The sequence below is a fragment of the Mobilicoccus pelagius NBRC 104925 genome, assembly GCF_000247995.1.
Lineage (GTDB): Bacteria > Actinomycetota > Actinomycetes > Actinomycetales > Dermatophilaceae > Mobilicoccus > Mobilicoccus pelagius.
In genome coordinates, this window is sequence record NZ_BAFE01000013.1 from 1 (window position 1) to 25,504 (window position 25,504).

Here is a 25,504-nt window from a genome sequence, read left to right on the forward strand (position 1 = left end):
ATCTAGGGCGACGACTGGTTGCGCGCCCTCCCGCGGCTCGTGCGCGGCGCGCTCGCCCGGTGGGAGCTCAGCGTCGACGGCGCGACCCGGCACGGGCAGTGCGCCCTCGTCGTCCCGGTCCGTCTCCGCGACGGCACGGCCGCGGCACTCAAGGTGGGCTGGCCGCACGCGGAGTCCCGTCACGAGCACCTCGCCCTGCGCGCGTGGGACGGGCGAGGTGCGGTCGAACTCCTCGCCGCCGACCCTGCCCGCGGCACGCTCCTCCTCGCGCGGCTCGACCCCGACCGGGACCTCGCCGGTGTCGACATCACCGAGGCCTGTACGACGATCGGGACGCTCCTGCGACGTCTCGACCGTCCTGCGATCGCGCAGGTGCCGCGGCTCTCGGGGTGGGCGCAGCGGGTCGCCGCGTTCGACTCGCCCACCGCCGCCCAGGTGCCACGCCGTTTCGTCCAGCAGGCGCGCGCGACCGCGCGGGATCTCCTCACCGACGACGTCGACGGCCGCCTCGTCCACACCGACCTCCACTACGCCAACGTTCTCGACGGGCCGGAGGGATGGACGGCGATCGACCCCAAGGCGATGTCGGCGGAGCCCGAGTTCGGGGTCTGGCCCGCCCTGCACAACCGGTGGGACGAACTCGGCCACGAGATCGCGTGGGGCGTCCACTCCCGCCTCGGGTGGATCTGCGACGCCGCCGGTCTCGACGAGGACCGCGCGCGAGGCTGGGCCCTCGTCCGCACCGTCGTCGACGCGGTCGACGCCGCGGAGGAGGACGACGCCGACCGACTCACGAGGCGGATCACCCTCGCGAAGGCCCTCGCCCAGCGCTGGTGACGGGGGTCGCCGAATCCTGTGGGGCCGTCCCTGCGTCCACGACGTGGCCCGGATCGGCGGCGACGACGCGGGCGTGACGTCCCTCGTCGGCGGACGTCAGTGGGCCGGGCGAGGATACGACGTGGGGAGGAGACGCCCGCGCAACCGTTCGGCGATACCGTCGAGGTCGCACAACGGGGCCGCGTCCGGATCGTGGGCGAGCCCGACGCGGGCCGCGAGGTCGAGCACCCACGGGCGCCGCAGGCGCGCGGCCCGCAGGAGGTCGGTGCGGTCGAGGAGGTCGACCGGGTCGCCCTGGACGACGCGGCCGTCGAGGACGACCGCGCAGTCCTGGGCCCACGCGAGCGCGAGGTCGACGTCGTGCGTGGCGAGGACGACCGTCGTGGCGTGCTCCTCGAGACGGGCGAGGGCGGTGAACATCTCGTCCACACCCGCCGGGTCGAGGCCGGCGGTGGGTTCGTCGAGGAGGAGCAGGCAGGGCCGCATGGCGACGGCCCCCGCGATGGCCGCACGCTTGCGCTGGCCGTAGGAGAGCTGGTGCACGGGCCGGTCGGCGAGGTGGGTGATACCGAGCAGGTCGAGGGCCTCGTCGACGCGTTCGACCGTCTCGGCCTCGGACAGCCCGAGGTTGAGGGGGCCGAAGCTCACGTCGCGGCGGACGTCGGCGGAGAAGAGCTGGTCGTCGGGGTCCTGCAGGACGAGCTGGACGTTCTGACGGTGGTGGCGCAGACCGGCACGGTCGTACCGCACGGGGGCCCCGTCGAGGAGGACACGCCCGGCCTGGGGCTGCAGCGCCGCCGACAGACAGCGGAGCAGCGTGGTCTTGCCGGAGCCGTTCGCGCCGAGGAGCGCGATGCGCGTGCCGCCGGCGATCGTGAGATCCGCCGCGTCGAGCACGGGCGCGCCGTCGTAGCCGAACACGAGGCCCTCGGCGTGCAGGGACTGGTGGCTCATGCGAGACCTCCGGGGACGACGGTGGCGAGGAGGGGCGAGGCGGCGATCACCGCGACGAGCACGACCGACGCCGCGAGGAAACGGGGGGAGGCGTGACGCGGAGGGTCCAGCGTCGGGAGGGCGTCGACGTACCCGCGCCCGGCGAGGCCGTCCTCCATGCGGCGGGCCCGCGACCAGGCCCGCACGAGGGTGCCCGCGACGAGCGTGGACGCCGAGCGCATCGCCGCGGCGCGGGACGCCGAGCCGAGCCGGGCCTCCTGCGCCTCACGGATGCTGCGCACCGACTCGAGCAGCACGAACACCATGCGGTAGGTGAGGGAGGCGACCTCGACGAGCGGGTCGGGGATGCCGAGGCGCCGCAGCCCGGCGAAGAGGTCGACCATCGGGGTCGTCGTCGCGAGGAGGAACATCGCGAGCGCGCCCGAGGTGGCGCGGACGACGAGCGTGCCGGCCGTGGGCAGCATCGACGGGGCCCACCCGACGGTCGGTCCCCCGTCCCAGCCCACGGTGACGAGCACGCTCACCGTCCCGACGAGGACGAACACGAGCGGCGCGGCGAGGCACCGGAGGAGCAGCCGGGGCCGCACCCGGGCCGGTCCGAGCATGAGTAGGAGCGCGCAGGCCCCGGCGAGCACCCCGCCGGGCAGCGGGGGGAGCGCGACGGCGCACCCCAGGAGTCCGAGGGAGAGCACGGCCTTGTCGAGCACACGTCGTGTCCGCCACGGACTCGCCCAGGCCGCGTCGTCGAGGGCGAGGCCACGCGCGGTCACGACCGCTCCCCCGGGGTGAGGCGCCGCCGGGCGTGTGGAGTCCGTGCACGGTGAGCGTGACGAGGTGCGGGACGCCCCGCACGGCCGGTCTCGACGGGGTTGCCGCCGGGCACGTCGACGCCCCGGCCCGCCTCGCCGGCTGGGACACTCCCCCCATGACCGGAACGCCGAACGACCGTGGCCGCGCCGCGTACCAGGCAGGCTGGCGCATCCGCCACGCGCACCCCGAGGACGCACGGGTGATGGGTCGCGTACACGTCGAGGTGTGGCGGGAGGCCTACACCGGCCTCATGCGGCCGGAGGCGCTCGCCGGGGTCGATCCCGAGATCGGCGCGCAGCGGTGGGCGCGGATCCTCGCCGCCCCGAGACCGGACGGCGCGACGACGTGGGTCGGTTGCACCCCCACGGGGGAGGTCGTGGCCCTCGCCTCGGAGGGCCCGGCGCGGGACGCGGACGCGCCCACCGCGCACGAGGTGCGGGCGCTCAACGTGCTGCGGTCGGCCTACGGGACGGGACTCGCCGATCTGCTCATGGTCGACCTCGCGGGGGACGGACCCGCCTACCTGTGGGTGGTCGAGGGCAACGACCGGGCCGTCGCGTTCTACCGACGTCACGGCTTCGAGGACGACGGCGGACGCAAGGTCGACGAGCGGCTCGGCGTGCGGGAGATCCGCATGGGACGGGAGCGGTCGCCCTGGGCGGGGGACGCCGCGTCGGACCTCGACGGTGCCGCGCGGGACGCCGACGGGGGCCGAGGGCTCGGCCCCTCCCCCGTGGTGACGGGGAAGGGGCCGTGAGCGGTCACTGTCGACGAGCGTAGCCACGCCGCAGGCGAACCCGGCCGCGCGGCGTCGACAAGGGCGGCCCGACGCATCCATTCGGTGACGAATCACCTGGCGGTGGCGGTGCTCACCGGGACGCCGACCGGGGCAGACTCGGTGCGACGACGCCCCTGGAGGCGACCGACGCAGTACCCCAGCGCGATGCCGCCGAGCGCGGCCTGGGCGGCGAACAGGCCGGACTCCAGCTCGCCGGAGCCGAGCTCGACGACCGGCTGGAACCACGGCGTCACGCCGTTCTCGTCGAGGATCGAGGTGACCTGCGAATCGGTGCCGCCGAACCCCTCCTCGGCGGCGGGGTCCTGGCGGAGTCCGCCGAGGAAGAACGACACGGCGAGCACGACGACGATGGCGCCGAGCAAAGCGAGGGTGACGGCGTGCTTCCTCATCGGGCCACCTCCGTGCTGTCGACGGGGCGGATGCCCGGGGCGTCGGCCACCCGGCCGGACCCCGAGTCGCTCGCGTCCGTCCCCGACGTCCGGGTGAGCGCACCGGAAACGACACCGAGACGCACGAGCTCCGGACGGGCGACGTCGCGGAGGAGCCGGAACACGAGGACCGTGAGCAGGCCCTCGACGATCGCGAGCGGGATCTGGGTCACGGCGAAGATGCCGAGGAACTTGGCGGCCGCACCGGCGAACCCGGACGTCGCGTCCGGGTAGGCGAGCGCGAGCTGCACCGAGGTGACGCAGTACGTGGCGAGGTCCGCGAGGGCCGCGGCCGCGAAGATCGCGACCGCCTCGTGACGACGCAGGAGACGCCACGTCGCGTATGCCACCCAGGGTCCGACGACGCCCATCGAGAACACGTTCGCCCCGAGCGTCGTGAGCCCGCCGTGGGCGAGGAGCAGCGCCTGGAAGAGGAGGACGACGGTGCAGAGGAACGCCATGACCGGCGGCCTGAAGAGGACGGCCCCGAGACCGGTGCCCGTCGGGTGGCTCGAGCTGCCCTGCCAGGACGGCAGCTTGACGGCGGAGAGGATGAACGTGAACGCCCCAGCGGCGCCGAGCAGCAGACGGCTCTCGGGATTCTCGCGCACCTGACGCATGACCGCCCGCGCCCCGTGGACGACGAACGGTGCGGACACGGCGGCCCAGGCGGCCGCGTGGAGTGGGGGCAGGTAGCCCTCGGCGATGTGCATGTGCTTCTCCTTCGGGGATGACGCGTCCCCATCGAAGCGGCGGGTGAGTGTCTGACTCGGGCCCGTGGGGGCCCTCACAGTGGCGCGACCGTGCCGGATTCGAACCGGCTTCCTCACCTCGACCGCGGAGTGTGTTGACCCGCCGAGTATGGCATTCGCTCCGGGGGCGCGGGTCGCACGTCCGGGACCGTCCTTCCGGCGAGGGATGCCCGGCCACCGCACTGCCACCGCCACCGCCACTGCCACTGCCACCGCCACCGCCACCCGGCGGACGGCGAAGCGCACCGGCGATCTGGCCCGTCGACGTCGCCCGTGTTACACAGGGTGCATGGCAACGACTGCGCTCAAGGGCAACCCCGTCCAGACCTCTGGCGACCTTCCCGGCGTCGGCGGCAAGGCCCCCGGCTTCACCCTCACGGGCACCGACCTGACCGACCTCACCGCGGCCGACCTCGAGGGTCGCCGCGTCGTCCTCAACATCTTCCCGAGCATCGACACGGGCGTGTGCGCGCAGAGCGTGCGGACGTTCAACGAGCGCGCCGCCGACCTCGAGGACACGACGGTCGTGTGCGTCTCCCAGGACCTCCCCTTCGCGCTCTCCCGCTTCTGCGGCGCCGAGGGCATCGAGAACGTCACGGCGGCGAGCAGCTTCCGTGGTGACTTCGGTCGTCGCTATGGCGTCCAGATGGTCGACGGCCCGTTCCGCGGCCTCCTCGCCCGGGCGGTCGTCGTCCTCGACACCGACGGCAAGGTCCTCCACACCGAACTCGTCCCCGAGATCGGCCAGGAGCCCGACTACGACGCCGCGCTCGCCTCGCTCGCCTGATCCACGTCGCGACCGACGACGGTCGCTCCACACGCACCGCGAGGGGGTGGCCACGGACCTCTCCGTGGCCACCCCCTCGTGCGTGCGGAGGTCAGCGCCGCATGGCCTGGTGCGCGATCTGCCCGGCGAGGAGGACGGCGACCTTCCCCTGCTCGGGGTCGGGCGAGACGGTCCGGTGTCCCGCGGTGACGCGCACGTGACCGACGACGTCGTTCCCCCACCGCACCGGGATGACGGTGACCTCGTCGGTCGGGAGGCTGCGGAGGACGTGCGTGTTCTTGCGGATGCGGCCGTCGGCGTCGATCGTCGGCTGCGACGGCGGCGGGGCACCGTGCTCGTAGGTGACGTCCTCGGCCCCGAGCACGCGGGCGATCTCGCCGCACGCGGTGCGGTCCTCCCACCGCAGGTCGGTGGGGTCGGTGCGCGCCGACGACAGCGAGATCGCGTCGTCGAGGTAGGTCGCCCGGCGCAGGGCGACGGCGGACTGGCGACGGCCCCAGAGGGCGAGTTCCGTGACCGCCGCCCCCACGAGGAGGAACGCGCCGACGAGTTCGAGGTCGTCCCGGCCCCAGATCGCCACGGAGAGGTACGGGGCGGTGAAGAAGACGTCGAACCACACGGCGCTGCTCACGGCGGCGAGGACACCGGCCCAGCGGTCGCCGCAGGCCGCGGCCGCGACGACGGGGAGGACGAGCACGAGGACGGCCGCCGCCTGGTCGAGGTGTGCGCGGACGAGCCACAGCGCCCAGGCGAGGACGAACGGGACGAGGAGCGCGGCCAGGCGGACCGCGATGGTCGTGCGCCAGGACGAGGCGCGGCGGCGACGGGTCGAACTCGGACTCATGGGTCCAGTCCACACCCCCGCAGCCGGCTCGGGGCGCATACGCGCGAGCCGGCGGCGACGTGGTCCGCCCGGACGGCGGGCGAAGGGGTGTCGGCGCCGCGTCCTACGGTGGGGCCATGGCGAACCGACTGGTCGATGCGACGAGCCCCTACCTGCGGCAACACGCCGACAATCCCGTGGACTGGTGGCCCTGGTGCGACGAGGCACTCGCGGAGGCCCGGGAACGCGACGTGCCGATCCTGCTCTCCATCGGGTACGCCGCATGCCACTGGTGCCACGTCATGGCGCACGAGGTGTTCGAGGACGAGGGCGTCGCCTCGGCGCTCGCCGACGGGTTCGTCGCGATCAAGGTCGACCGCGAGGAACGGCCCGATCTCGACGCCGTCTACATGTCGGCCACCGTCGCCCTCACCGGCCGGGGCGGGTGGCCGATGACGTGCCTGCTCACCCCCGACGGTCGACCGTTCTTCGCGGCGACGTACGTGCCACGCCCGCAGTTCCTCCACCTCCTCGCGAGCGCCCACGAGGCGTGGACGGAGCGTCGCGACGAGGTCGAGGAGTCCGCCGACCGCATCGCCGAGGCCCTCCGCGGGCAGGTCGACGCGCAGGCGCAGCTCGCCCCCGTGCTCGGCGACACGCCGGAGGCGCAGGGCGCCGACGACGTCCTCCGCGCCGCCCTCGACGCCGCGGAGGAGCGCACCGCGTCGACGTTCGACTGGGAACGCGGCGGGTTCGGCACCGCGCCCAAGTTCCCGCCGTCGATGACGCTGTCGTGGCTGCTGCGTCACCACGACCGCACGACCACGCCGCGCGCCCTGCAGATGGTCGAGGCCACGTGCGAGGCGATGGCCCGCGGCGGGATGTACGACCAGCTCGCGGGCGGTTTCACGCGCTACTCCACGGACGCCGACTGGGTCGTCCCCCACTTCGAGAAGATGCTCTACGACAACGCTCTCCTCCTCTCGGTGTACACCGACTGGTTCCGCGTGAGCGGCTCGCCCCTCGCCGAGCGGGTCGCCCGCGAGACGGCCGAGTTCCTCCTCCGCGACCTGCGCACCCCCGAGGGTGCGTTCGCCTCCTCGCTCGACGCCGACTCCCCCGCGGCCCCCGACGCGCCCCCGGCGCTCGAGGGCGAGGGCGCGGCGTACGTGTGGACCCCCGCCCAGCTCACCGCGGTGCTCGGCGAGGAGGACGCCGCCACGGCGGCACTGCTCCTCGGCGTCACCGAGGCCGGCACCTTCGAGCACGGCGCCTCGGTGCTGCAGCGTCGCGTGGACCCCGACCCCGCGTGGTGGACCTCGGCCCGCGAGAGGCTCCTCCGCGCCCGCCTGACCCGTCCGCAACCGGCCCGCGACGACAAGGTCGTCACCGCGTGGAACGGCCTCGCGATCGCCGCACTCGCCGACGCGTCCGTCGCCCTCGACGACCCGCGGCTGCTCGAGGCGGCCGTCGCGTGCGCCGAGTTCGTCGTCGCCACCCACGTCGTCGACGGACGCTGCCGACGCACGTCCCGCGACGGTGTCGTCGGTGACGCCCTCGGGGTCGCCGAGGACCACGGCGACCTCGCGCACGGCCTCGTCCGCCTCCACGCCGCAACCGGCGAGCAGGTGTGGCTCGACGCCGCCGGAGCCCTCCTCGACGTGGCCACCGACCTCTTCGACGCCCCCGACGGCGGGTTCTTCGACACCGGCAGCGACGCCGCCGAGCTGCTCCTGCGGCCCCGCAGCGACACCGACAACGCCGAGCCGTGCGGGGCGTCCTCCCTCGCGCGGGCCCTCCTCGAACACGGCGCGTACGCGGGATCGACGCGTCACCTCGATCGCGCGCGCGCGGCGCTCGAGGCCGGGTGCCGCATCGCGCTGCGCACCCCCACGTTCGGCGGGTGGACCCTCGCCGCCGCCGAACTCGCCGCCTCCGGGCCCCTCACGGTCGCCCTCGCGACGCCGAACACGCCGACCTCCGGAGACGCGCTGTCGGACGTCGCCGCCCGGCATCCCCGCGCCCTCGTCCTCCGCGGGGCCACCGACTCCGCTCCGCTGCTCGTCGACCGCCCCGCGCGGGAGGAGCGCACGACGGCCTACGTGTGCCGGGGCACGGTCTGCGGCGCGCCCCTCACCACCCCGGAGGCCCTCGCCGAGGCACTCGCCCCCGACACGCCGTGATCCTCCCGGCGGCGGCCCGGCGCGACATGCCGTCGTGACCGCCCCGCGGGAGGCGTTCCCGGAGTACGGTCTCGACACGATCCCCCTCCGTCCGCGTCCTCCCCCGCCCCCTCGATACCGGGCCGCATCCCCTCACGTCAGGAGTTCCCATGAGTCGCTCGCTCGCCCGTCTCGCCGCCCTCGCCGGCATCGGCTGCCTCGCCCTCACCGCCTGCGCACCGGGCTCGAACTCGAGCGCACCCGAGGCCGACAGCACCCCGTCGGGCGAGGTGCGCACCGACGCCGCCGCCCTCGGCGAGGTCACCCTCACCGTGTGGGACCAGGAGGTCCGGGGCGGACAGGCCGCGCAGATCACGAAGCTCAACGACGAGTTCCAGAAGAAGTACCCGAACATCACGCTCAAGCGCGTGTCACGGTCCTTCGACGACCTCAACAAGACGGTCAAGCTCGCCCTCTCGGGCGACAACCCGCCCGACGTCTTCCAGACGAACAACGGCCGCTCCGACATGGGCACCTTCGTCAAGGGCCGCCTCATCCTTCCCCTCGACCCCTACGCGCAGGCGTACGGCTGGGACAAGCGGTACCCCCAGTCGGTGCGGCAGTATTCGAGCTACAGCCCCGACGGCAAGACGTTCGGCACGGGCACCCTGTACGGGATGCCGCAGGTCGGTGAGGTCGTCGGCGTGTACGTCAACCGTGAGCACCTGAAGGAGGCCGGGCTGTCGACCCCGAAGACGTGGGAGGAGTTCGAGGCGAGCATGGCGACGCTGCGCAGCAAGCGCCCCAACGAGTCGCCCCTCGTCCTCGGCAACCTCGACAAGTGGCCCGCCGTCCACGTCTTCGGCCCGATCCAGGCCCAGCACGTCGCACCCGACACGGTGCAGCAGCTCGGTTTCGGGCAGCGCGGCGGCTCCTGGCAGACGTCGGAGAACACGAAGGCTGCACAGACGGTCGTGGACTGGGTCGACAAGGGCTACCTCAGCCCTAAGGCCAACGGCCTCGGCTACGACCCGGCGTGGCAGTCGTTCGCCAAGGGCTCGGGCACCTACCTCATGGCCGGCACGTGGCTCGCGCCCGACCTCGCCAAGACGACGAAGGACGACGTGACGTTCATCCTGCCGCCGCCGCCGTCGTCGGCCGGGGGCAAGGTCGTGTCCACCGGTGGCACGGGCATCCCGTGGGCGATCTCCGCGAAGAGCAAGAACCCCGACGCCGCGGCCGCCTACATCGACTTCATCACGAATTCGGCGGCGATGAAGACCCTCGCCGAGACGGGCAACCTGCCCGTCGTCGAGACGGCCGCGCAGAAGGCACCCGATGCGCTCACCCAGGACGTCTTCACCGCTTTCGGGTCGATCGTCGACCAGAACGGCCTCGTGCCGTACCTCGACTACGCGACCCCTACGATGGGCGACACGATCGGGGCGGCGCTCCAGGACCTCATCGCGGGCAAGAAGACGCCGGACCAGTTCCTCGAGACCCTCCAGAAGGACTACGGCACCTACTCCGAGAAGAACGGCTGATGCCTGCGAGCACACCTGCGGGAGGCGCCGACCGGCCTGTCACGTCCGGCGCCTCGTCCGCCCGGTCGTCCGTTGCCACGTCCTCCGGGGCGTCACGCTCGTCGGTCGGGCGGGCGCCGGGGCGCACGAACGGGCGGCCCCGGGGGCGGCGACGGTCCGGTCCCCCGGGCGAGCCGCGAGCGGTGGGGTGGCTCTACGTCCTGCCTGCCCTGCTCGTCTACGCGGCGTTCCTCCTCGTGCCGCTCGGCCGTGCCGTCCAGATCTCCCTCTACGACTGGGACGGCCTCACCCTCGGCACGTGGGTCGGCCTGGAGAACTACGCCGACGTCCTCGCCGACGCGGAGCTGCGCGGCGCGTTCGGGCACGCCCTCGTCCTCATGCTGTTCTTCGCGGTGATCCCCGTCGTCGTCGGGCTCGGCCTCGCCTCGATCCTCAACCGGGCCAAGGTCGCCGGTCTCGGGTTCTTCCGCACGGTGATCTTCCTGCCCCAGGTCGTCGCGATGGTCGTCATCGCCGTCGCGTGGCGGCGCATCTACGACCCGGCGAACGGACTCCCGCCGCTGCGGGGGTGGCTCGGCGACTACGGTCTCGCGCTCCCCGCCATCGGCATCATCGGCACGTGGTTCGAGATCGGTCTCGTCACCGTCCTCCTCCTCGCGGGCATGGGCCGCATCCCCGGTGAGCTGTACGAGGCGGCGCGCCTCGACGGGGCCGGCCCGATCCGCGAGTTCTTCGCCGTCACGCTGCCCTCCGTGCGGGGCGAGATCGCCGTCGCGCTCACGCTCACGGTCATCGCCGCCCTCAAGACGTTCGACCTCATCTACATGACGACCCAGGGCGGCCCGGGAACGACGACCCTCGTCCCCTCCTACGCCGTCTACGACCGGGCCTTCCAGACGGGCCAGGTCGGGTCGGCCGCGGCGATCGGTGTGACGTTGACGGCGCTCATCTTCGTCATCACGTTCGTCGTCAACCAGATCGGCGACCGGGAGACCACATGAAGATCTCACCGGCCGAGAAGGCCGCCAACTACGTCGTCCTCATCGCGTTCGCGATCTTCGCGCTCTACCCGATCGCCTCGATCGTCGTCGCCGCCCTCGGCGCGCCCGACACGGGCGAGCAGACGGCGAGCATCCTCGGGATGCACCCGGGCAACTTCTCCGAGGCGTGGCGCATCGGCCACTTCGGCACGTACCTGCGCACGAGCCTCGTCGTGTCGGTGTCCGTCGTCGTCGTGAGCGTCGTCCTCTCCCTCATGGCGGGGTACGCGCTCGGTTCGCTGCGGTTCCGGGGCGCCGGTGTCGTGCTCTACCTCTTCCTCCTCGGCATGATGATGCCGAACGAGGTCGTCGTCGTGCCGCTCTACTTCGACCTGCGCGAGCTCCACCTCACCGACACGTTGTGGGCGGTCGTGCTCCCCCAGATCGCCCAGTCCGTCGCGTTCGGCACGTACTGGATGCGGACGTACTTCCGCACCTCGAGCCGGTCGATCGTCGAGGCGGCCCGCCTCGACGGGGCGGGGCATTGGCGCACGCTGTGGCTCATCCTCGTGCCGCTCGCCCGCCCGGCGATCGTCACCCTCACCGTGCTCACGTTCATGTGGACGTGGAACGAGTTCCTCATCCCCCTCGTCATGGTCACGGCCGAGGGCCTGCGCACCGCTCCCCTCGGGCTCGCGTTCTTCCAGGGGCAGTACACGCAGGGCTTCACCCTTCTCGCGGCCGGCGCCTGCATCGTCGCCACGCCGGTCGTCCTCCTCTACGTCTTCCTCCAACGTCACTTCATCGCCGGCATGCTCGAGGGCGCCGTGCGGGAGTGATCCCCCCTCCCCTCAGGAAGGTTCGTCATGCAACGACGCACGACACTGTTCCGTTCGACCACCGTGCTCGGCGCCGTCGCGGCGCTCGGCCTCGCCCCCGCGTTCGTCGGCCCGGCCGCCGCCGCGTCCTCGACCCGGAGCACCGCCGCGCTCGCCGCGTCGGCGCCCGCGTCGGCACCCGTCGCCACTCACCAGGGGCGGCGGGGCACCCCGCCCGACGCGACGACGTCCGCCGGGCGTCCGGTCGACCTCGGCGCGCTCTACATCGGCGCCCACCCCGACGACGAGGCGTGGACGCTCTCGACGATCGGGCAGTGGGGGCAGAAGCACGGGCTCCGCACGGGCGTCGTCACGGTCACCCGCGGCGAGGGCGGCGGCAACGCCGTCGGCCCGGAGGAGGGCCCGGCCCTCGGTCTCCTGCGCGAGAAGGAGGAGCGGGCCGCCGTGGGCCCGGCGGGCATCCGCAACGTCTACAACCTCGACGAGGTCGACTTCTACTACACCGTCTCCGAGCCGCTCACCCGCGAGGTGTGGGGGCACGAGGACACCCTCGCGCGGGTCGTCCGGGTCATCCGGCAGACCCGCCCCGAGGTCCTCCTCACGATGAACCCGGCCCCGTCCCCGGGCAACCACGGCAACCACCAGGAGGCCGCACGTCTCGCGGCGGAGGCGTACGTCGCCGCCGGGGACCCCACGCGGTTCCCCGAGCAGCTGCGCGAGGGTCTGCGGCCGTGGACCCCGCTCAAGCTCTACCGCAGCGGGTTCGACGGCAAGGCGGGCACGGGCCCCGACTGCGCCTCGGCGTTCACGCCCAAGGACCCGGCGAGCACCGTGTACGGCGTGTGGTCCGGAGCGCCCGCCCCGGGCGGGAGGACGTGGGCCCAGGTCGAGCGCGAGGGGCAGCGCCGCTACGCCTCGCAGGGCTGGGCGGGGTTCCCCGATGTCCCCACCGACGGTGCGGGCCTCGGTTGCGACTACTTCACCCAGGTCGCCTCGCGGGTTCCGTTCGCCGCGATGGGCACCCGTGAGGCCGCCGACCCCTCGGCCGTCCTCCAGGGCGCGACGGTGCAGGCCCCCGGCGGCCTGCCCCTCGGCACCCGACTGTCCGCCGACACGCGCTCGGTCGACGTCGTCCCCGGCCGGCCGTTCACCGTGCAGGTGAGCCTCACCGCTCCGCCGCGCACCGCGCTGCGCGGGGTCCGCGCCACGGTGAGCGTCCCGAAGGGATGGCAGGCGTCCTCGATCCGGCTCGGCGACGTGCGGCCGGGCCGCACCGTCACCCGCGACGTCACCGTGACGCCGCCCGCCTCCGCCGTGCCGGGGACGCGCACGAAGATCGGTGTCGACGTCACCACACGGCAGGGGCGCGGGCACACCGAGGCCGTCGTCGCCGTCACCGCACCGGTCACGGCCCATCAGCAGTACCTCCCCCAGGTCGGCCAGTTCGAGTCGTGGGTGCGCGAGGTCGGGCTCACGCAGCTCTCCGGCATCGTCACGCCGGTGACGACGGTCCCCTCCGGTGGCAGCCGGAGCGTCCCCGTCGTCCTCACCAACCACTCCGCGAGCGCCCAGTCCGGCACGGTGACGCCGAAGGTGCCCGCGGGGTTCGCCGTCGCCCCGGCCTCCCGCAGTTATCGCCTCGCCCCCGGCGCGTCGACGACCGTCGAGTTCACGGTGCGCAACACGGACACCTCGATGCCGACGTCGAACGCGGGCGGCACCCCGGGTGGCGCCCCCGGCGACCACGCGTGGACGTTCACGACGACGTCGGGCGGTGCGACGAGCACCGACACCGGCGCCCTCGAGCTCGTCCCGTCGACGACGATCGCGAAGGCCGCGAACGCCCCGGTGGTCGACGGGACGGTCGGCGCCGACGAGTACCCCGGCGCCCCGCTCGACCTCTCCCGCGTGTGGGAGGGCGAGCCCTGCACCTCGACCGCGGACTGCGCCGCGAACGCCCGCGTCGCGTGGCGTGACGACACCCTGTTCGTCGCGGTCGCCGTCAAGGACGACGTGCTCGGCACCAAGCTCGCCTCGAACGACTGCAAGCGGCACTGGCGCACCGACGCCGTCGAGATCGCCCTCGACCCGCGGGGCACCTCGGAGAACACGTCGACGACGTTCAAGGCGTTCGTGCTCCCCGCCACCGCGGAGGGGCCGGCGTGCTTCGGCCGCGACGCCGACAACCACCAGGGTGGCCCCGAGACGGCACCCGGCATGAGGGTCGCGTCGACGGCCACGAAGGACGGGTACGTCGTCGAGGCGGCGATCCCGATGGCCCTGCTGCCGGGCGCGGTCGACCCGGAGCACCTCGGGATGAACCTCTTCGTCTACGACTCCGACACCCAGGACAAGACGGGTCAGACCCGCATCGGCTGGTCGACGTGGGGTGGCGTGCAGGGCGACCCGTACCGGTGGGGCGTGGCGACGCTGCCCGGGTACACCCCGCCCGCGGGTCGCGCGACGACGCCTCCGGCGCCGGTCATGCCGGTCACGGCCCTGCGGTCGGTCGACTCCCCGCCGAGCCTCGAACAGTCCGTCGCCGACGACGTGCCGCTCGCGGGCGGCCCGGCGGCCTCCCCGCGCACGGCGGCGTGGCTCACCTCGGCGCGGGCGACGGGCCGTGTCGTCCAGGTCACCGGCACCGTGCGGGGCCGTGGCACCGCCCACGTGTTCGTCGTCGACGACGAGGGCACGGCGGGGGCGATCACCGTCCCGGCCGCCCGGATGCGGGGACGTCTCGCGGTCCCGCTCACCCGCGCCCTCGGTGCGAACGCCCGCGTCGTCGCGGCGTGGGACGACGGTCACGGCACGCTCTCCTCGCGGGTGCCCGTCCGCCGCTGATCCTTCGGGCCCACGACCGGCCCCCTCGCCGCCGTCCGGGACGAGCGGCGAGGGGGCCCGTCGCGTGGAGGGGGCGGACGACGTCGTCCTTGCGCACGCACCTGCCCGCCTCGGTGTCCGGGATCGGTGGCGGCGGTGCCACGATGTGCGCATGCGTGACCTGTCCGAGTCCCCTCGCCCCTCCGTCGATCTCGCCGCGATCCTGTCCGGCCCGCTCGCCGGGGAGAGCCCCGAGAGCAGGCAGATGTTCGAGGTGCGCCTCGACCGGTGGCTGCCGGATCTGCGGGAGGGCCTCGAACTCGTCCTCGGCGACCGTGCGGACGTCGACGTCGATGCGCTCACGGCGCGGCTCGTGCGCGCGGCCGCCCGCGCCTACGCCGATCGCGACCCGGAGCTGCGACGGCTCGATCTCGAGCGTCTTGTGCAGCCGGACCACCTGCAGCGCCCGGACATGGTCGGGTACGCCGCCTACACCGAGCGGTTCGGCGGCACCCTCCGTGGCGTGCAGGATCGGCTCGACCACCTCGAGGAGCTCGGGGTCACCTACCTCCACCTCATGCCGCTGCTCCTCCCCCGCCGCGGCGACAGCGACGGCGGGTACGCCGTGGCCGACTACCGCACGGTGCGACCCGACCTCGGCACGATGGAGGACCTCCGCCGACTCACCGCGGCGATGCGCGGCCGAGGCATGAGCCTCGTGCTCGACCTCGTGCTCAACCATGTCGCCCGCGAGCACCCGTGGGCGGAGGCCGCCCGCCGCGGCGACGCGCGTCACCGCGCCTACTTCCACGTGTTCGAGGACCGCACCCTCCCCGACGCGTACGAGCGCACCCTCCCGGAGGTCTTCCCCGACTTCGCGCCCGGCAACTTCACGTGGGACGACGACCTCGACGCGTGGGTGTGGACGACGTTCAACGCCTTCCAGTGGGATCTGAACTGGAGCAACCCCGACGTCCTCGCCGAGTTCGTCGACATCGTGCTCCTCCTCGCGAACGCCGGGGTCGAGGTGCTGCGGCTCGACGCGATCGCGTTCCTGTGGAAGCGGATGGGCACGATGTGCCAGGGCGAGCCCGAGGTCCACGCGATCACCCAGGTGCTGCGGACGGTGGCGCGCATCGCGTGCCCGGCGCTCGCGTTCAAGGCGGAGGCGATCGTCGCGCCGCACGACCTCGTGCCCTACCTCGGCACCGGCCGGTTCACGGGCAAGGTCAGCGACCTCGCCTACCACAACACGCTCATGGTGCAGATCTGGTCGATGCTCGCGACGGGTGACACCCGCCTCACCCGCGAGGCGTTGTCGCAGCTGCCCCCGGCGCCGACGACGTCGACGTGGATCACGTACGTCCGCTGCCACGATGACATCGGGTGGGCGATCTCGGATGCGGACGCCGCCGCCGTGGGCCTGTCGGGGTTCGGGCACCGGAGTTTCCTCGCCGACTGGTTCACCGGCGACTTCCCCGGCTCGACCGCACGTGGGCTCACGTTCCAGTACAACCCCGCGACGGGCGATCGCCGGACGAGCGGGACGGCCGCGAGCCTCCTCGGCATCCCGCAGGACGACGTCGTCGGCTCCGAGGCGGCGCCGCACACGGCCGACGCGGCGTCCACGCCCGGCGAGGGTGGTGGTCTCACGGCGGAGCAGCGGACGGGGCTCGCGAAGCTGCGTCTCGCACACGCCGTGATCGCGAGTTTCGGTGGTGTCCCGGTGATCTGGAGCGGGGACGAGGTCGCCACCCCGAACGATCCGCACTGGGCGGACGACCCGGCACACGCGGCGGACAACCGGTGGGCACACCGGCCTCGGCTTGAGGAGGCGCGGGTCGCCCGACGGCACGATCCCGAGACGGTCGCGGGACGCGCGTTCACGGATCTCGCGACGCTCATGCGGGTGCGTGCGCAGGTGCCGCACCTCCACGCGTCGGTGCCGAGCGAGGTCGGCCCGGCGGAGGATCCGGGCGTGCTCGCGATCGTCCGTCGGCACCCGCTCGGCACGTTCGTCGCGGTGTTCAACGTGACGGGCGAGTCCCGGTCGTGGCCGTGGTGGCACCTCGACGGGTTCGGTCTGCGGGACGCGACCGACGCCCTCACGGGACGCCCCGTCGAGACCGGCGCCGAAGGTCACCTCTGGCTCCCGCCCTACGGCGTCGCCTGGCTCGTCCCGCCCACGCCCTGACGCCCCCGGGGACGACCGGCGTCCCGGCGGTGGCCCGTGTGCCTGTCGCGCCGACGAACCGAAGACGTACAGGGCTGGCTCTGCAGGGTGCGGGAGGCGACGTCAGAAGTAGGGACGTTCGAGATGACGACGCTCGAGAGAGGCGCAACGCGCCCGGTACGCGAGGCGCACGACGCCGACCCACACGACCCCGACCACGATCCAGGCCGGGCGGGGAAGAAGCCCCCACGGGTCCCCCTCGAGAGCGAAGAACACCGCCACGGCGGGGACGGTGACGCCCCACCCCACCCATTCCCGCATCTCCCACCAGGCGCGGCGGCTGCGCGTCCGTTCGCGAAGAGTCAGGAAGTAGGCGTGGCTCCCGAGGGCGATCCACACGGCACGGGCCAACTCGACGACGTGCGTGTCCTCGTCGGCATGCGTGCGGCGGACGACCGCTCGCCAGCGTTTCCACCCCGCCCCCGCCGGTGCCGTGGACAGGTCCTCCAGGCCGGCCCCGTCGTCGTATCCGGGGAGGCGCCGGATAGCGGTGACGAGGTCCGCGTGGGCGCGCGACACCTCCTCGTCCGACGCACCGTCACGTCGCTGCGCCCGCCCGAGCGCGGCCGGTCGCCCCTCGGCCAGGGCGGAGGCGACGAAGCGCGTCGCGTCCTGCGGGATCTCCCACGGCATCCGCGGATCGATGGTCATCCCCTCACGGTAGGGCAGCCGCCGGAAGGATCCCCCGCACGACGGCCCGGGACGAGTCGGGTCGAGCAGGAACGGGGCACCTCGGCGGGGACTCCGCCCGGATGGATGGGGGATCGCAGGCGAACCACGGCACCGCCGCGCACTGGCCCGACTCCCCCGCGTCGCCCCCCTAGGCTGGCGGCATGGCCAGGCTTCTCGTCGTCCATCACTCCCCCACGGCCTCGATGGAGGCGCTCACCGACGCCGTCCTCGCGGGTGCCGGTGACGACGCGATCGAGGGGGTCGAGGTCGTCGTCCGTCCCGCCCTGGAGGCGACCGCCGAGGACGTCCTCGCCGCCGACGGGGTCCTCCTCGGCACGCCCGCGAACTTCGGCTACATGTCGGGGGCCCTCAAGCACTTCTTCGACACGACGTTCCTCCACGTCGGCGGCGCACTCGGCGACGACGGCACCGGATCCGACTCCCCCACCGACGCGGCCGCGCGGGAGACGATCCCGTACGGCCTCTACGTCCACGGCCGCTACGACGTCACCGGCGCGGTGCGGGCCGTGACGTCGATCGTGGGCGCGCTGCCGTGGCGGCAGGCGGCCGATGTCCTCGAATCCCTCGGCGACGTCGACGAGCACGACCGCGAGCGCGCCTACGAGCTCGGCGGCACCCTCGCCGCCCTCCTCATGGAGTGACTCACCACAGGTGGAGGAGCTGCCCTCCGAGCCGCACGACGAACGCGCCCACGACGACGAGCAGCACGCCGCGGACGAACTTCGGTCCGAGGGCGACGGCGCTGCGCGCCCCCAGGTAGCCACCGAGGACGTTCGCCGCACCCATGACGAGACCGATCCGCCACATCACGGCCCCCTGCGGCAGGAACACGACGAGCGCGGCGAGGTTGGTCGCGACGTTGGCGATCTTCGCGAGCCCGCTCGCCTCGACGAACGCGTACCCGCAGATGCCGACGAGGGCGACGACGAGGAACGAGCCCGTCCCCGGCCCGAGGGCGCCGTCGTAGAACCCGATGACCGCCCCGATGAGGGCCGCGGCCCCCATGTGCCGACGTCCGGTGAACCGCATCCGCTGGACCTGGCCGATGTCCGGCTTCCACAACGTCCACGCGCCGACGACGACGAGCACGACGAGGATGATCGGCGTGAACGCCTCCTTGTGGAGGATCGACGCGACGACCGCGCCACCGCACGACCCCGCGAACGCCGCGAGCGCGAGCGGGACCGCCGTCCGTGTGTCCGGCCGGAGACGCCTCCCGTAGGTGATCGCGCTCGTCGTCGTCCCGCAGATCGAAGCGAGCTTGTTCGTGGCGAGGAGCTGCACGGGCGCCGCGCCCGGCACGAGGAGCAGGAGGGCGGGCAGCTGGATGAGTCCGCCGCCGCCCACGACCGCGTCGACCCATCCGGCGAGGAGGGCGGCGCCGGCGAGAGCGAGGAGCAGACCGGCGCCGACCTCCACCCCACCGGAGGCGAGGAACGGCAGCGTGGCGTCGACGGTGAGGAGAGCGGGCACGGCCCCGATTCTCCCCCGTCACGCACGTCGCAGGGGAACGGCCCCGGCCGGGCGTGGACGACAGACACCCGTCGACCCGGCGACCACCCGCGACCCCACCATGGCCCGCGCAGACGACGACGGGCCGCACCCGTTCGACTCGGATGCGGCCCGTGCGTCGTGCCCGGGGGCGAGGGTCAGTGCTCGCGGACCTCGGCGAGGACCTCGGCGACGACCGCGTCGACCCGCACCTCGCGGCGCTCCCCGCTGCGGCGGTCCTTGATCTCGACGACGCCGTCGGCGAGACCGCGGCCGACGACGACGATCGTCGGGACACCGATGATCTCGGCGTCCTTGAACTTGACGCCGGGGCTCACCTTGGGGCGGTCGTCGTAGATGACGTCGATGCCCTCACCGGAGAGGGATTCGGCCATGCCGGCGGCGGCGTCGAAGATCGCGGCGTCCTTGCCGGTGGCGACGACGTGGACGTCGGCCGGGCTGACGTTGCGCGGCCAGATGAGACCGGCGTCGTCGTGGTTGCTCTCGGCGATGGCGGCGACGGCACGGCTCACGCCGATGCCGTAGCTGCCCATCGTCACGGTGACGAGCTTGCCGTTCTCGTCGAGGACCTTGAGGCCGAGCGCCTCGGCGTACTTGCGGCCGAGCTGGAAGATGTGGCCCATCTCGATGCCGCGGGCGGCGCGGAGGACGCCCTTGCCGTCGGGGCTCGGGTCGCCGTCACGGACCTCCGCGGCCTGCACGGTGCCGTCGGCGATGAAGTCGCGGCCGTGGACGAGGTCGACGACGTGGAAGCCGGGCTTGTTCGCGCCGGTGGCCCACGCGCTGCCCTCGGCGATGCTGGGATCGAGGAGGTAGCGGACGCCGGTCTGCTCCTCGCCCTCACCGCGGAGGCCGAGGGCGGCGGGGCCGATGTAGCCACGGACGAGCTCGGGGTGGCGGGCGAAGTCGGCGTCGGTGGCGTCGTCGATCTCGGCGGGCGCGACCTGCGCCTCGAGGCGCTTCATGTCGACCTGCCGGTCGCCGGGGAGCCCGATGGCGAGCAGCTCGCGGTGCCCGTCGGGGTGCACGAGGGCGACGACGACGTTCTTCAGGGTGTCGTGCGCCGTCCAGGCGCGACCGTCGGTGCGGGGGCGCTTCTCGTTGAGGACGGCGACGAGCGTGTCGATCGTCGGGGTGTCGGGCGTTTCGACCTCACAGGCGGCGGGCGTGGCGGCGACGACGTCGGCGGGCACGGGCCCGGCCTGCGGCACGACGACGGCCTCGACGTTCGCGGCGTAGCCGGACTCCTCGCAGCGGACGAACGTGTCCTCGCCGTCGGGGCTCACCGCGAGGAACTCCTCGCTCGCCGACCCGCCCATCGCGCCGGACGTGGCCTTGACGATGACGTAGTCGAAGCCGAGCTTGTCGAAGATGCGAATGTAGGCCTCGCGGTGCCGCTGGTAGGCGGCCTCGAGCCCGGCGTCGTCGACGTCGAAGCTGTAGGAGTCCTTCATGACGAACTCACGACCGCGGAGGAGGCCGGCGCGGGGACGCGCCTCGTCGCGGTACTTCGTCTGGATCTGGTACAGCGACAGCGGCAGGTCCTTGTACGAGGAGTAGAGGTCCTTGACCGCGAGGGTGAACATCTCCTCGTGCGTCGGGCCGAGGAGCATGTCGGCGCCCTTGCGGTCGACGAGGCGGAAGAGGTTGTCGCCGTAATCGGTCCACCGGCCGGTGGCCTCGTAGGGCTCGCGGGGCAGGAGGGCGGGGAACGCGAGTTCCTGCGCACCGATCGCGTCCATCTCCTCACGGACGATGCCCTCGACCTTGCGCAGCACCCGCAGCCCGAGCGGCAGCCAGCTGTAGACGCCGGGCGCGGCACGCCGCACGTACCCGGCGCGGACGAGCAGCTTGTGCCCGGGCAGCTCGGCGTCGGCCGGGTCCTCCCGAAGGGTTCGCAGGAACAGGGTCGACATGCGCGAGACGGTCACGGTTTCTCCTGGGGATGGGCGGTACCACCGCAGGATATCGGCCGGGGCGCCGCGCCCCGACGCGGTCGTCGCCCCGACACCGTGCCGCAGCCCGGACGCCGGACGGGCACGACACCCGAAGGTGCCGTGGTCGTGCCGTGCCCGTGCCGTGGTCGTGCCGTGCCCGTGCCGTGGTCGTGCCGTGCCCGTGCCGTGGTCGTGCCGTGCCCGTGCCGTGGTCGTGCTGTGCTCGGCCGGAACGATGTGCGACCAGTCGAGGGCCTTGCCCCGCGTCTTCGGCATCGTGACGATGATGAGGAACATCGGCGTGCGGCCGATCTGGTCGACGGCGCACCGAGCGGCACTGCAACTCGATGAAGAGCACCATCGAGAGCGTCGACGCCATGAACACGTCGTCGGACTTGGCCCCGTACGTCTTGGCGGCCTGACTGTTGATCGCGCCGATGAACGTGTAGTGGACGATCGTGGAGAGCATCGCCGTGCCGAGCACGTGGAGCACCGACATGGGGTACTCGCGCAGCGTCGTGAGGAGCGGGTTCTCGGCCTTCTCCCTCATCTTCGCCGCGTGCTCCTCGAAGAGTTCGGACCCCTGCAGGCCCTTGCGCATGAAGAGACCGACGAGGGCGAGGATGCCGCCGAGGACGAACGGGATGCGCCAGCCGGACTCCGCCATCTGCTCGGGGCCGAGGATCTCCGCGAGCCGGTGGCCGAGGCCCGTCGCGACGATGAACGCGATGCCGATGCCGATGTACATGAACGACACGTACCGGCCACGCGGCCCGGGCGGCGTCACCTCGGAGAGGGACGCGGAGGTGTTCGACAGCTCACCACCGGCGGCGATGCCGTGGCCCCCCGGTCGACCGGTGGGAGCGGGGACCGGTCCGCCGACGGCGGACGGCGCTCGGCGGACGGGACGCCGAACGGCCGGGCGGGACACCGAACGGCACGGACCCGTTCGGACGTTGCCCCGGCCGGGCCCACGCGAACCGCCCGGGTGCGTTCTCCGCCGACGTCACGAACGGTTCCACATGCGCGCCGGCGGGCGGTCAGAAGAGGATCGTCGCGAACCGTTCGACCTCATCGAACCCGACGCGGCGGTAGGTCGCGAGTGCAGGGGCGTTGTAGCCGTTGACGTAGAGGGTGACGAGCGGGGCGATGCGGCGGGCGTGCTCGACGACTGCGGCCATCGCGGGCGCCGAGAGTCCGCGGCCGCGATAGTCGGGGTCGACCCACACGCCCTGGATCTGGCACGCGCCGACGCCGACGGAGCCGACGTCGGCCTTGAAGACGACGCGGCCGTCCTCGATGCGGACGAGGGCGTGCCCGCGGTCGACGAGGGTGGCGACGGCCCGGCGGTAGTACCGCGCGCCGGAGGTGTTGCGGTAGGGCGGGTAGCCGATCTCCTCGGTGAACATCGCCGCCGATGCGGGGACGAGCACGTCGAGGTCGGCCGGGGTCGCGGGCACGACGAGCGGGTCGGGCTCGACGCCGAGGGGCCGGTCCGCAGGGACGGCCATGAGCGGCTGTGGCACGCGCAGGTCGGTGGGCGTGGGCCACGTGCCCGCGAGGGCGTCCCACAGCCACGCGACCTCCATCGCCTGCCCGAAGATCGAGGAGCACCGCGCGTGATGTCGACGGATGCGGCTCGCGAAAGCGGTCGCCGCGGCCTCGTCGCACCCGACGGGTACGACGTTCGACGGCACCCAGCAGATCGCTTCGACCTCACCCGCGGGGGCGTAACCGAGGAGGGAGCCGCGGGCCCGGTCGAGGTCGTTCTCCCCGATCCGCGCCGCGACGTACACGCCGACGGCGGGTCTCCTCGCGCAGATCTCGAGGGCCCGTGCGCGGTCGGCCTCACCGAGCGCACGCACGGCCCGTCCGCCGCGGAGGAGTCCCACCCGGCGTCTCAGACCACCGGGGCCACCGGCGGACGTGGGGTCAGTTGCCACCCACCGTCACCGTCGGCCCACCGGCGGACGCCTCGTCGACCGGCTCACCCATCTCGTCGGCGATGCGCATGGCCTCCTCGATGAGGGTCTCGACGATGTCGCTCTCGGGGACGGTCTTGATGACCTCGCCCTTGACGAAGATCTGCCCCTTGCCGTTGCCGGACGCGACGCCGAGGTCGGCCTCGCGGGCCTCGCCCGGGCCGTTGACGACGCAGCCCATGACGGCGACGCGCAGCGGCACGGTCATGCCCTCGAGGCCCTTCGTCACCTGCTCGGCGAGGGTGTAGACGTCGACCTGGGCGCGGCCGCAGCTCGGGCAGGAGACGATCTCGAGCTTGCGCGGCTTGAGGCCGAGGCTCTGGAGGATCTGGTTGCCGACCTTGACCTCCTCGACGGGCGGGGCCGAGAGGGACACGCGAATCGTGTCGCCGATGCCGCGGGAGAGCAGCGCGCCGAACGCAACGGAGGACTTGATCGTGCCCTGGAACGCCGGGCCCGCCTCGGTGACGCCGAGGTGGAGCGGCCAGTCGCCCCGCTCGCTGAGCATCTCGTAGGCCTTGACCATGACGACCGGGTCGTTGTGCTTGACCGAGATCTTGAAGTCGTGGAAGTCGTGCTCCTCGAAGAGGCTCGCCTCCCACACGGCCGACTCGACGAGGGCCTCGGGCGTGGGGCCGCCGTACTTGGCGTAGAGGCGCTTGTCGAGGGAGCCCGCGTTGACGCCGATGCGCAGGGAGACGCCCGCGTCCTTGGCGGCGCGCGCGATCTGCTTGACCTGGTCGTCGAACTTGCGGATGTTGCCCGGGTTGACGCGGACACCCGCGCACCCGGCGTCGATGGCCGCGAAGACGTACTTGGGTTGGAAGTGGATGTCGGCGATGACGGGGATCTGGCTCTTGGCCGCGATCGTGGGGAGGGCGTCGGCGTCGTCCTGGCTCGGGCAGGCGACACGGACGATGTCGCAGCCGGCTGCGGTGAGCTCGGCGATCTGCTGGAGGGTGGCGTTGACGTCGGTCGTCGGCGTCGTCGTCATCGACTGGACGGAGATCGGCGCGTCCCCTCCGACGTACACCGAGCCGACCTTGATCTTGCGGGTGGGACGACGCGGTGCGATGACGGCCCCGCCGTCGGGTCCCGCCGGCTTGGGCATACCGAGGTTCACGCTCATACGTCCAAGTATGGAGCACCCTCACGGGAGCCGTCTGGACGGTCCCCGGACGTACGCCGTGACCGTCCGAGGGAGCGGCTCGAGGACGCGCCCCGCGAACGGGGCACGCGCCTACAACCGGACGGGTTCGACGAGGTCGGCGTAGATGAGCAGCACCGACATCGCGATGAGGACGAGGGACACGGCGTACGTGAGCGGCAGGGCCTTGGCGACGTCGACGTAGCCCGGATCGGGTCGGTGCGTCACGCGGGCGAAGCCCCGCTTGAGCGACTCCCACAGCGCGCCGGCGACGTGACCGCCGTCGAGGGGCAGCAACGGGATGAGGTTGAAGACGAAGAGCGCGATGTTGAGTCCGCCGAGGAGGGTCCAGAGCGTCGCCGCCTTGGCGGTCCACGACACGTCGGGCACACCGGCGTCGCGGGCGACCTCGCCGGAGGCCACCTCGCCGGCGACGCGGCCGACGCCGACGACGCTCATCGGCCCGTTCGCGTCGCGCTCCTCGGAGCCGAACGCCGCCTGCCAGATGTCGACCATCTTCTGCGGGAGGGTGAGGACGACCCGACCGGTGCTCTCGACGTAGAACCACAGGAACGCGGGCACCTCGGTGACGGAGTGGTACTCGCGCAGCGGCTGGCGGGTGCTCGTGCCGATGAACCCGGCGGTCGTCGTGAGGGCCTTGCCGGAGTCGTCGAGGCGGGGGCGGCCGCGGTCGTCGAGGACGGGCACCTCGTTGGCGATGGGGGTGACGGTGAGGACGACGTCCTCACCGTCACGGCGGACCGTGACGGGGACGGGCCTGCCGGCGTGCTCGCGCACGAGACGCCCCACGTCGGCGGGCTCGGCGACCGACTCCCCCGCGACATCGACGACGACGTCGCCGGGACGCAGGCCCGCGGCCGCGGCCGGTGACGGCGCGTCGGCGCTCGTGCACGGCGCCTGGCCTGCATCGGGATCGGCGGGTACGGGCCGGACGCACTGCGAGACCGCCTCGACCCGGGCCCCACGCTCGGGCGTCTGCATGCCGAAGAGGGGGATGACGAACGCGAAGATCAGCGCGGCGATGAGGAGGTTCGTCACCGGCCCGCCGAGCATGACGACGATCTTCTGCCACGTCGGCAACCGGTAGAACGCGCGGTGCTCCTCCCCCGGCGCGATCTCGGCGAGGGACTCGTTGCGGGCCTCGTCGATCATCGCCGCGAGGCGACCCGAGCGGGCCGCGGCGTCCATGTGGCGTTCGGCCTTGGGCGGGAACATGCCGAGCATCCGGACGTACCCGCCGAGCGGGATCGCCTTGACGCCGTACTCGGTCTCGCCGACGCGCCGCGACCACAGGGTGCGGCCGAAGCCGACCATGTACTGGCTGCAGCGCACGCCGAAACGCTTGGCGGGGACGAGGTGCCCGATCTCGTGGAGCGCGATGGAGACGCCGATGCCGAGGACCATGAGGAGGACCCCGAGGGCGTAGTACAGGACCGTCACG

General features: G+C 73.0%; 22 protein-coding genes and 1 riboswitch. Of the genes, 10 read left to right on the forward strand and 12 right to left on the reverse strand.

The window, feature by feature from the left end:
- Nucleotides 1–18: 18 nt before the first annotated feature.
- Complete coding sequence (locus tag MOPEL_RS02895) at nucleotides 19–837, forward strand: aminoglycoside phosphotransferase family protein (RefSeq protein WP_009481357.1); 819 nt, start codon at nucleotides 19–21, stop codon at nucleotides 835–837.
- A gap of 96 nt (nucleotides 838–933) precedes the next feature.
- On the opposite strand, the gene MOPEL_RS18710 is transcribed toward MOPEL_RS02895, so the two are convergent.
- Both MOPEL_RS18710 and cbiQ read right to left on the reverse strand, forming a co-directional pair.
- Complete coding sequence (locus MOPEL_RS18710; protein ID WP_009481358.1) at nucleotides 934–1,791, reverse strand: energy-coupling factor ABC transporter ATP-binding protein; 858 nt, start codon at nucleotides 1,789–1,791, stop codon at nucleotides 934–936.
- A complete protein-coding gene (gene cbiQ / locus MOPEL_RS02905) occupies nucleotides 1,788–2,561 on the reverse strand; it encodes a cobalt ECF transporter T component CbiQ (RefSeq protein WP_040632596.1) in 774 nt (257 codons plus the stop codon). Before cbiQ ends, MOPEL_RS18710 begins: the two co-directional genes overlap by 4 nt.
- A 155-nt stretch (nucleotides 2,562–2,716) precedes the next feature.
- On the opposite strand from cbiQ, the gene MOPEL_RS15660 reads away from it, so the two are divergent.
- Complete coding sequence (locus tag MOPEL_RS15660) at nucleotides 2,717–3,358, forward strand: GNAT family N-acetyltransferase (RefSeq protein WP_141631149.1); 642 nt, start codon at nucleotides 2,717–2,719, stop codon at nucleotides 3,356–3,358.
- A 92-nt stretch (nucleotides 3,359–3,450) separates the two neighbouring features.
- Here MOPEL_RS15660 and MOPEL_RS02915 read toward each other — a convergent pair whose 3' ends face one another.
- Nucleotides 3,451–3,789: an energy-coupling factor ABC transporter substrate-binding protein gene (locus MOPEL_RS02915; RefSeq protein ID WP_009481361.1), complete on the reverse strand. Its 339-nt coding sequence runs from the start codon at nucleotides 3,787–3,789 to the stop codon at nucleotides 3,451–3,453.
- A complete protein-coding gene (locus MOPEL_RS02920) occupies nucleotides 3,786–4,541 on the reverse strand; it encodes an energy-coupling factor ABC transporter permease (RefSeq protein ID WP_009481362.1) in 756 nt (251 codons plus the stop codon). Before MOPEL_RS02920 ends, MOPEL_RS02915 begins: the two co-directional genes overlap by 4 nt.
- A gap of 25 nt (nucleotides 4,542–4,566) precedes the next feature.
- Nucleotides 4,567–4,699, reverse strand: a riboswitch (cobalamin riboswitch).
- A gap of 170 nt (nucleotides 4,700–4,869) precedes the next feature.
- Between MOPEL_RS02920 and tpx the strand changes: the two genes are divergently transcribed.
- Nucleotides 4,870–5,367, forward strand: coding sequence for a thiol peroxidase (gene tpx, locus MOPEL_RS02925; protein WP_009481363.1), 498 nt, complete (start codon nucleotides 4,870–4,872; stop codon nucleotides 5,365–5,367).
- A gap of 91 nt (nucleotides 5,368–5,458) precedes the next feature.
- Here tpx and MOPEL_RS15665 read toward each other — a convergent pair whose 3' ends face one another.
- The gene (locus MOPEL_RS15665; protein ID WP_009481364.1) at nucleotides 5,459–6,211 is read right to left on the reverse strand and encodes a DUF4118 domain-containing protein; all 753 of its coding nucleotides are present in this window, start codon (nucleotides 6,209–6,211) and stop codon (nucleotides 5,459–5,461) included.
- A 116-nt stretch (nucleotides 6,212–6,327) separates the two neighbouring features.
- Here MOPEL_RS15665 and MOPEL_RS02935 point away from each other — a divergent pair, with 116 nt between their 5' ends.
- The 6 genes from MOPEL_RS02935 (at nucleotide 6,328) to MOPEL_RS02960 (ending at nucleotide 16,732) form a co-directional block, all read left to right on the forward strand.
- A complete protein-coding gene (locus MOPEL_RS02935) occupies nucleotides 6,328–8,373 on the forward strand; it encodes a thioredoxin domain-containing protein (protein WP_009481365.1) in 2,046 nt (681 codons plus the stop codon).
- A 149-nt stretch (nucleotides 8,374–8,522) separates the two neighbouring features.
- On the forward strand, nucleotides 8,523–9,896 hold the full coding sequence (locus MOPEL_RS02940; protein WP_009481366.1) for an ABC transporter substrate-binding protein: 1,374 nt from the start codon (nucleotides 8,523–8,525) through the stop codon (nucleotides 9,894–9,896).
- A 182-nt stretch (nucleotides 9,897–10,078) separates the two neighbouring features.
- On the forward strand, nucleotides 10,079–10,897 hold the full coding sequence (locus MOPEL_RS02945; protein ID WP_009481367.1) for a carbohydrate ABC transporter permease: 819 nt from the start codon (nucleotides 10,079–10,081) through the stop codon (nucleotides 10,895–10,897).
- Complete coding sequence (locus MOPEL_RS02950; RefSeq protein ID WP_009481368.1) at nucleotides 10,894–11,715, forward strand: carbohydrate ABC transporter permease; 822 nt, start codon at nucleotides 10,894–10,896, stop codon at nucleotides 11,713–11,715. Before MOPEL_RS02945 ends, MOPEL_RS02950 begins: the two co-directional genes overlap by 4 nt.
- Nucleotides 11,716–11,742: 27 nt before the next feature.
- Nucleotides 11,743–14,559, forward strand: a complete 2,817-nt coding sequence (locus MOPEL_RS02955) for a sugar-binding protein (RefSeq protein ID WP_009481369.1) — start codon at nucleotides 11,743–11,745, stop codon at nucleotides 14,557–14,559.
- 151 nt (nucleotides 14,560–14,710) lie between these two features.
- The gene (locus tag MOPEL_RS02960) at nucleotides 14,711–16,732 is read left to right on the forward strand and encodes an amylosucrase (RefSeq protein WP_009481370.1); all 2,022 of its coding nucleotides are present in this window, start codon (nucleotides 14,711–14,713) and stop codon (nucleotides 16,730–16,732) included.
- A gap of 102 nt (nucleotides 16,733–16,834) precedes the next feature.
- Here the strand turns inward: MOPEL_RS02960 and MOPEL_RS02965 are convergent, their stop codons facing one another.
- Nucleotides 16,835–17,422 carry a hypothetical protein gene (locus tag MOPEL_RS02965; protein ID WP_009481371.1) on the reverse strand — a complete coding sequence of 196 codons (588 nt, stop codon included), beginning with the start codon at nucleotides 17,420–17,422 and terminating at the stop codon, nucleotides 16,835–16,837.
- A 182-nt stretch (nucleotides 17,423–17,604) separates the two neighbouring features.
- Here MOPEL_RS02965 and MOPEL_RS02970 point away from each other — a divergent pair, with 182 nt between their 5' ends.
- Nucleotides 17,605–18,105 carry a flavodoxin family protein gene (locus tag MOPEL_RS02970; RefSeq protein WP_009481372.1) on the forward strand — a complete coding sequence of 167 codons (501 nt, stop codon included), beginning with the start codon at nucleotides 17,605–17,607 and terminating at the stop codon, nucleotides 18,103–18,105.
- A 1-nt stretch (nucleotide 18,106) separates the two neighbouring features.
- Here the strand turns inward: MOPEL_RS02970 and MOPEL_RS02975 are convergent, their stop codons facing one another.
- The 6 genes from MOPEL_RS02975 to MOPEL_RS02995 form a co-directional block, all read right to left on the reverse strand.
- A complete protein-coding gene (locus MOPEL_RS02975) occupies nucleotides 18,107–18,937 on the reverse strand; it encodes a sulfite exporter TauE/SafE family protein (RefSeq protein ID WP_009481373.1) in 831 nt (276 codons plus the stop codon).
- A gap of 176 nt (nucleotides 18,938–19,113) precedes the next feature.
- Nucleotides 19,114–20,841 (reverse strand): proline--tRNA ligase, encoded by a 1,728-nt coding sequence (locus MOPEL_RS02980; RefSeq protein WP_245544696.1) that lies wholly within the window; start codon nucleotides 20,839–20,841, stop codon nucleotides 19,114–19,116.
- On the reverse strand, nucleotides 20,723–21,844 hold the full coding sequence (locus MOPEL_RS18310) for an MFS transporter (protein ID WP_009481375.1): 1,122 nt from the start codon (nucleotides 21,842–21,844) through the stop codon (nucleotides 20,723–20,725). Before MOPEL_RS18310 ends, MOPEL_RS02980 begins: the two co-directional genes overlap by 119 nt.
- 109 nt (nucleotides 21,845–21,953) lie before the next feature.
- A complete protein-coding gene (locus tag MOPEL_RS02985) occupies nucleotides 21,954–22,856 on the reverse strand; it encodes a GNAT family N-acetyltransferase (protein ID WP_245544695.1) in 903 nt (300 codons plus the stop codon).
- On the reverse strand, nucleotides 22,846–24,024 hold the full coding sequence (gene ispG / locus MOPEL_RS02990; RefSeq protein WP_040632603.1) for a flavodoxin-dependent (E)-4-hydroxy-3-methylbut-2-enyl-diphosphate synthase: 1,179 nt from the start codon (nucleotides 24,022–24,024) through the stop codon (nucleotides 22,846–22,848). Before ispG ends, MOPEL_RS02985 begins: the two co-directional genes overlap by 11 nt.
- Nucleotides 24,025–24,135: 111 nt before the next feature.
- Complete coding sequence (locus tag MOPEL_RS02995; RefSeq protein ID WP_009481378.1) at nucleotides 24,136–25,503, reverse strand: M50 family metallopeptidase; 1,368 nt, start codon at nucleotides 25,501–25,503, stop codon at nucleotides 24,136–24,138.
- Nucleotide 25,504: the final 1 nt, after the last annotated feature.

Bases quoted from the DNA above. Each gene is read 5' to 3' on its own strand.
- MOPEL_RS02955 (WP_009481369.1), top strand. From the start codon at position 11,743: ATGCAACGACGCACGACACTGTTCCGTTCGACCACCGTGCTCGGCGCC.
- MOPEL_RS02940 (WP_009481366.1), top strand. From the start codon at position 8,523: ATGAGTCGCTCGCTCGCCCGTCTCGCCGCCCTCGCCGGCATCGGCTGC.
- MOPEL_RS02965 (WP_009481371.1), bottom strand. From the start codon at position 17,422: ATGACCATCGATCCGCGGATGCCGTGGGAGATCCCGCAGGACGCGACG.
- ispG (WP_040632603.1), bottom strand. From the start codon at position 24,024: ATGAGCGTGAACCTCGGTATGCCCAAGCCGGCGGGACCCGACGGCGGG.
- MOPEL_RS18710 (WP_009481358.1), bottom strand. From the start codon at position 1,791: ATGAGCCACCAGTCCCTGCACGCCGAGGGCCTCGTGTTCGGCTACGAC.
- MOPEL_RS02935 (WP_009481365.1), top strand. From the start codon at position 6,328: ATGGCGAACCGACTGGTCGATGCGACGAGCCCCTACCTGCGGCAACAC.
- MOPEL_RS02960 (WP_009481370.1), top strand. From the start codon at position 14,711: ATGCGTGACCTGTCCGAGTCCCCTCGCCCCTCCGTCGATCTCGCCGCG.
- MOPEL_RS02920 (WP_009481362.1), bottom strand. From the start codon at position 4,541: ATGCACATCGCCGAGGGCTACCTGCCCCCACTCCACGCGGCCGCCTGG.
- MOPEL_RS02915 (WP_009481361.1), bottom strand. From the start codon at position 3,789: ATGAGGAAGCACGCCGTCACCCTCGCTTTGCTCGGCGCCATCGTCGTC.
- MOPEL_RS15665 (WP_009481364.1), bottom strand. From the start codon at position 6,211: ATGAGTCCGAGTTCGACCCGTCGCCGCCGCGCCTCGTCCTGGCGCACG.
- tpx (WP_009481363.1), top strand. From the start codon at position 4,870: ATGGCAACGACTGCGCTCAAGGGCAACCCCGTCCAGACCTCTGGCGAC.
- MOPEL_RS15660 (WP_141631149.1), top strand. From the start codon at position 2,717: ATGACCGGAACGCCGAACGACCGTGGCCGCGCCGCGTACCAGGCAGGC.
- MOPEL_RS02970 (WP_009481372.1), top strand. From the start codon at position 17,605: ATGGCCAGGCTTCTCGTCGTCCATCACTCCCCCACGGCCTCGATGGAG.
- MOPEL_RS02950 (WP_009481368.1), top strand. From the start codon at position 10,894: ATGAAGATCTCACCGGCCGAGAAGGCCGCCAACTACGTCGTCCTCATC.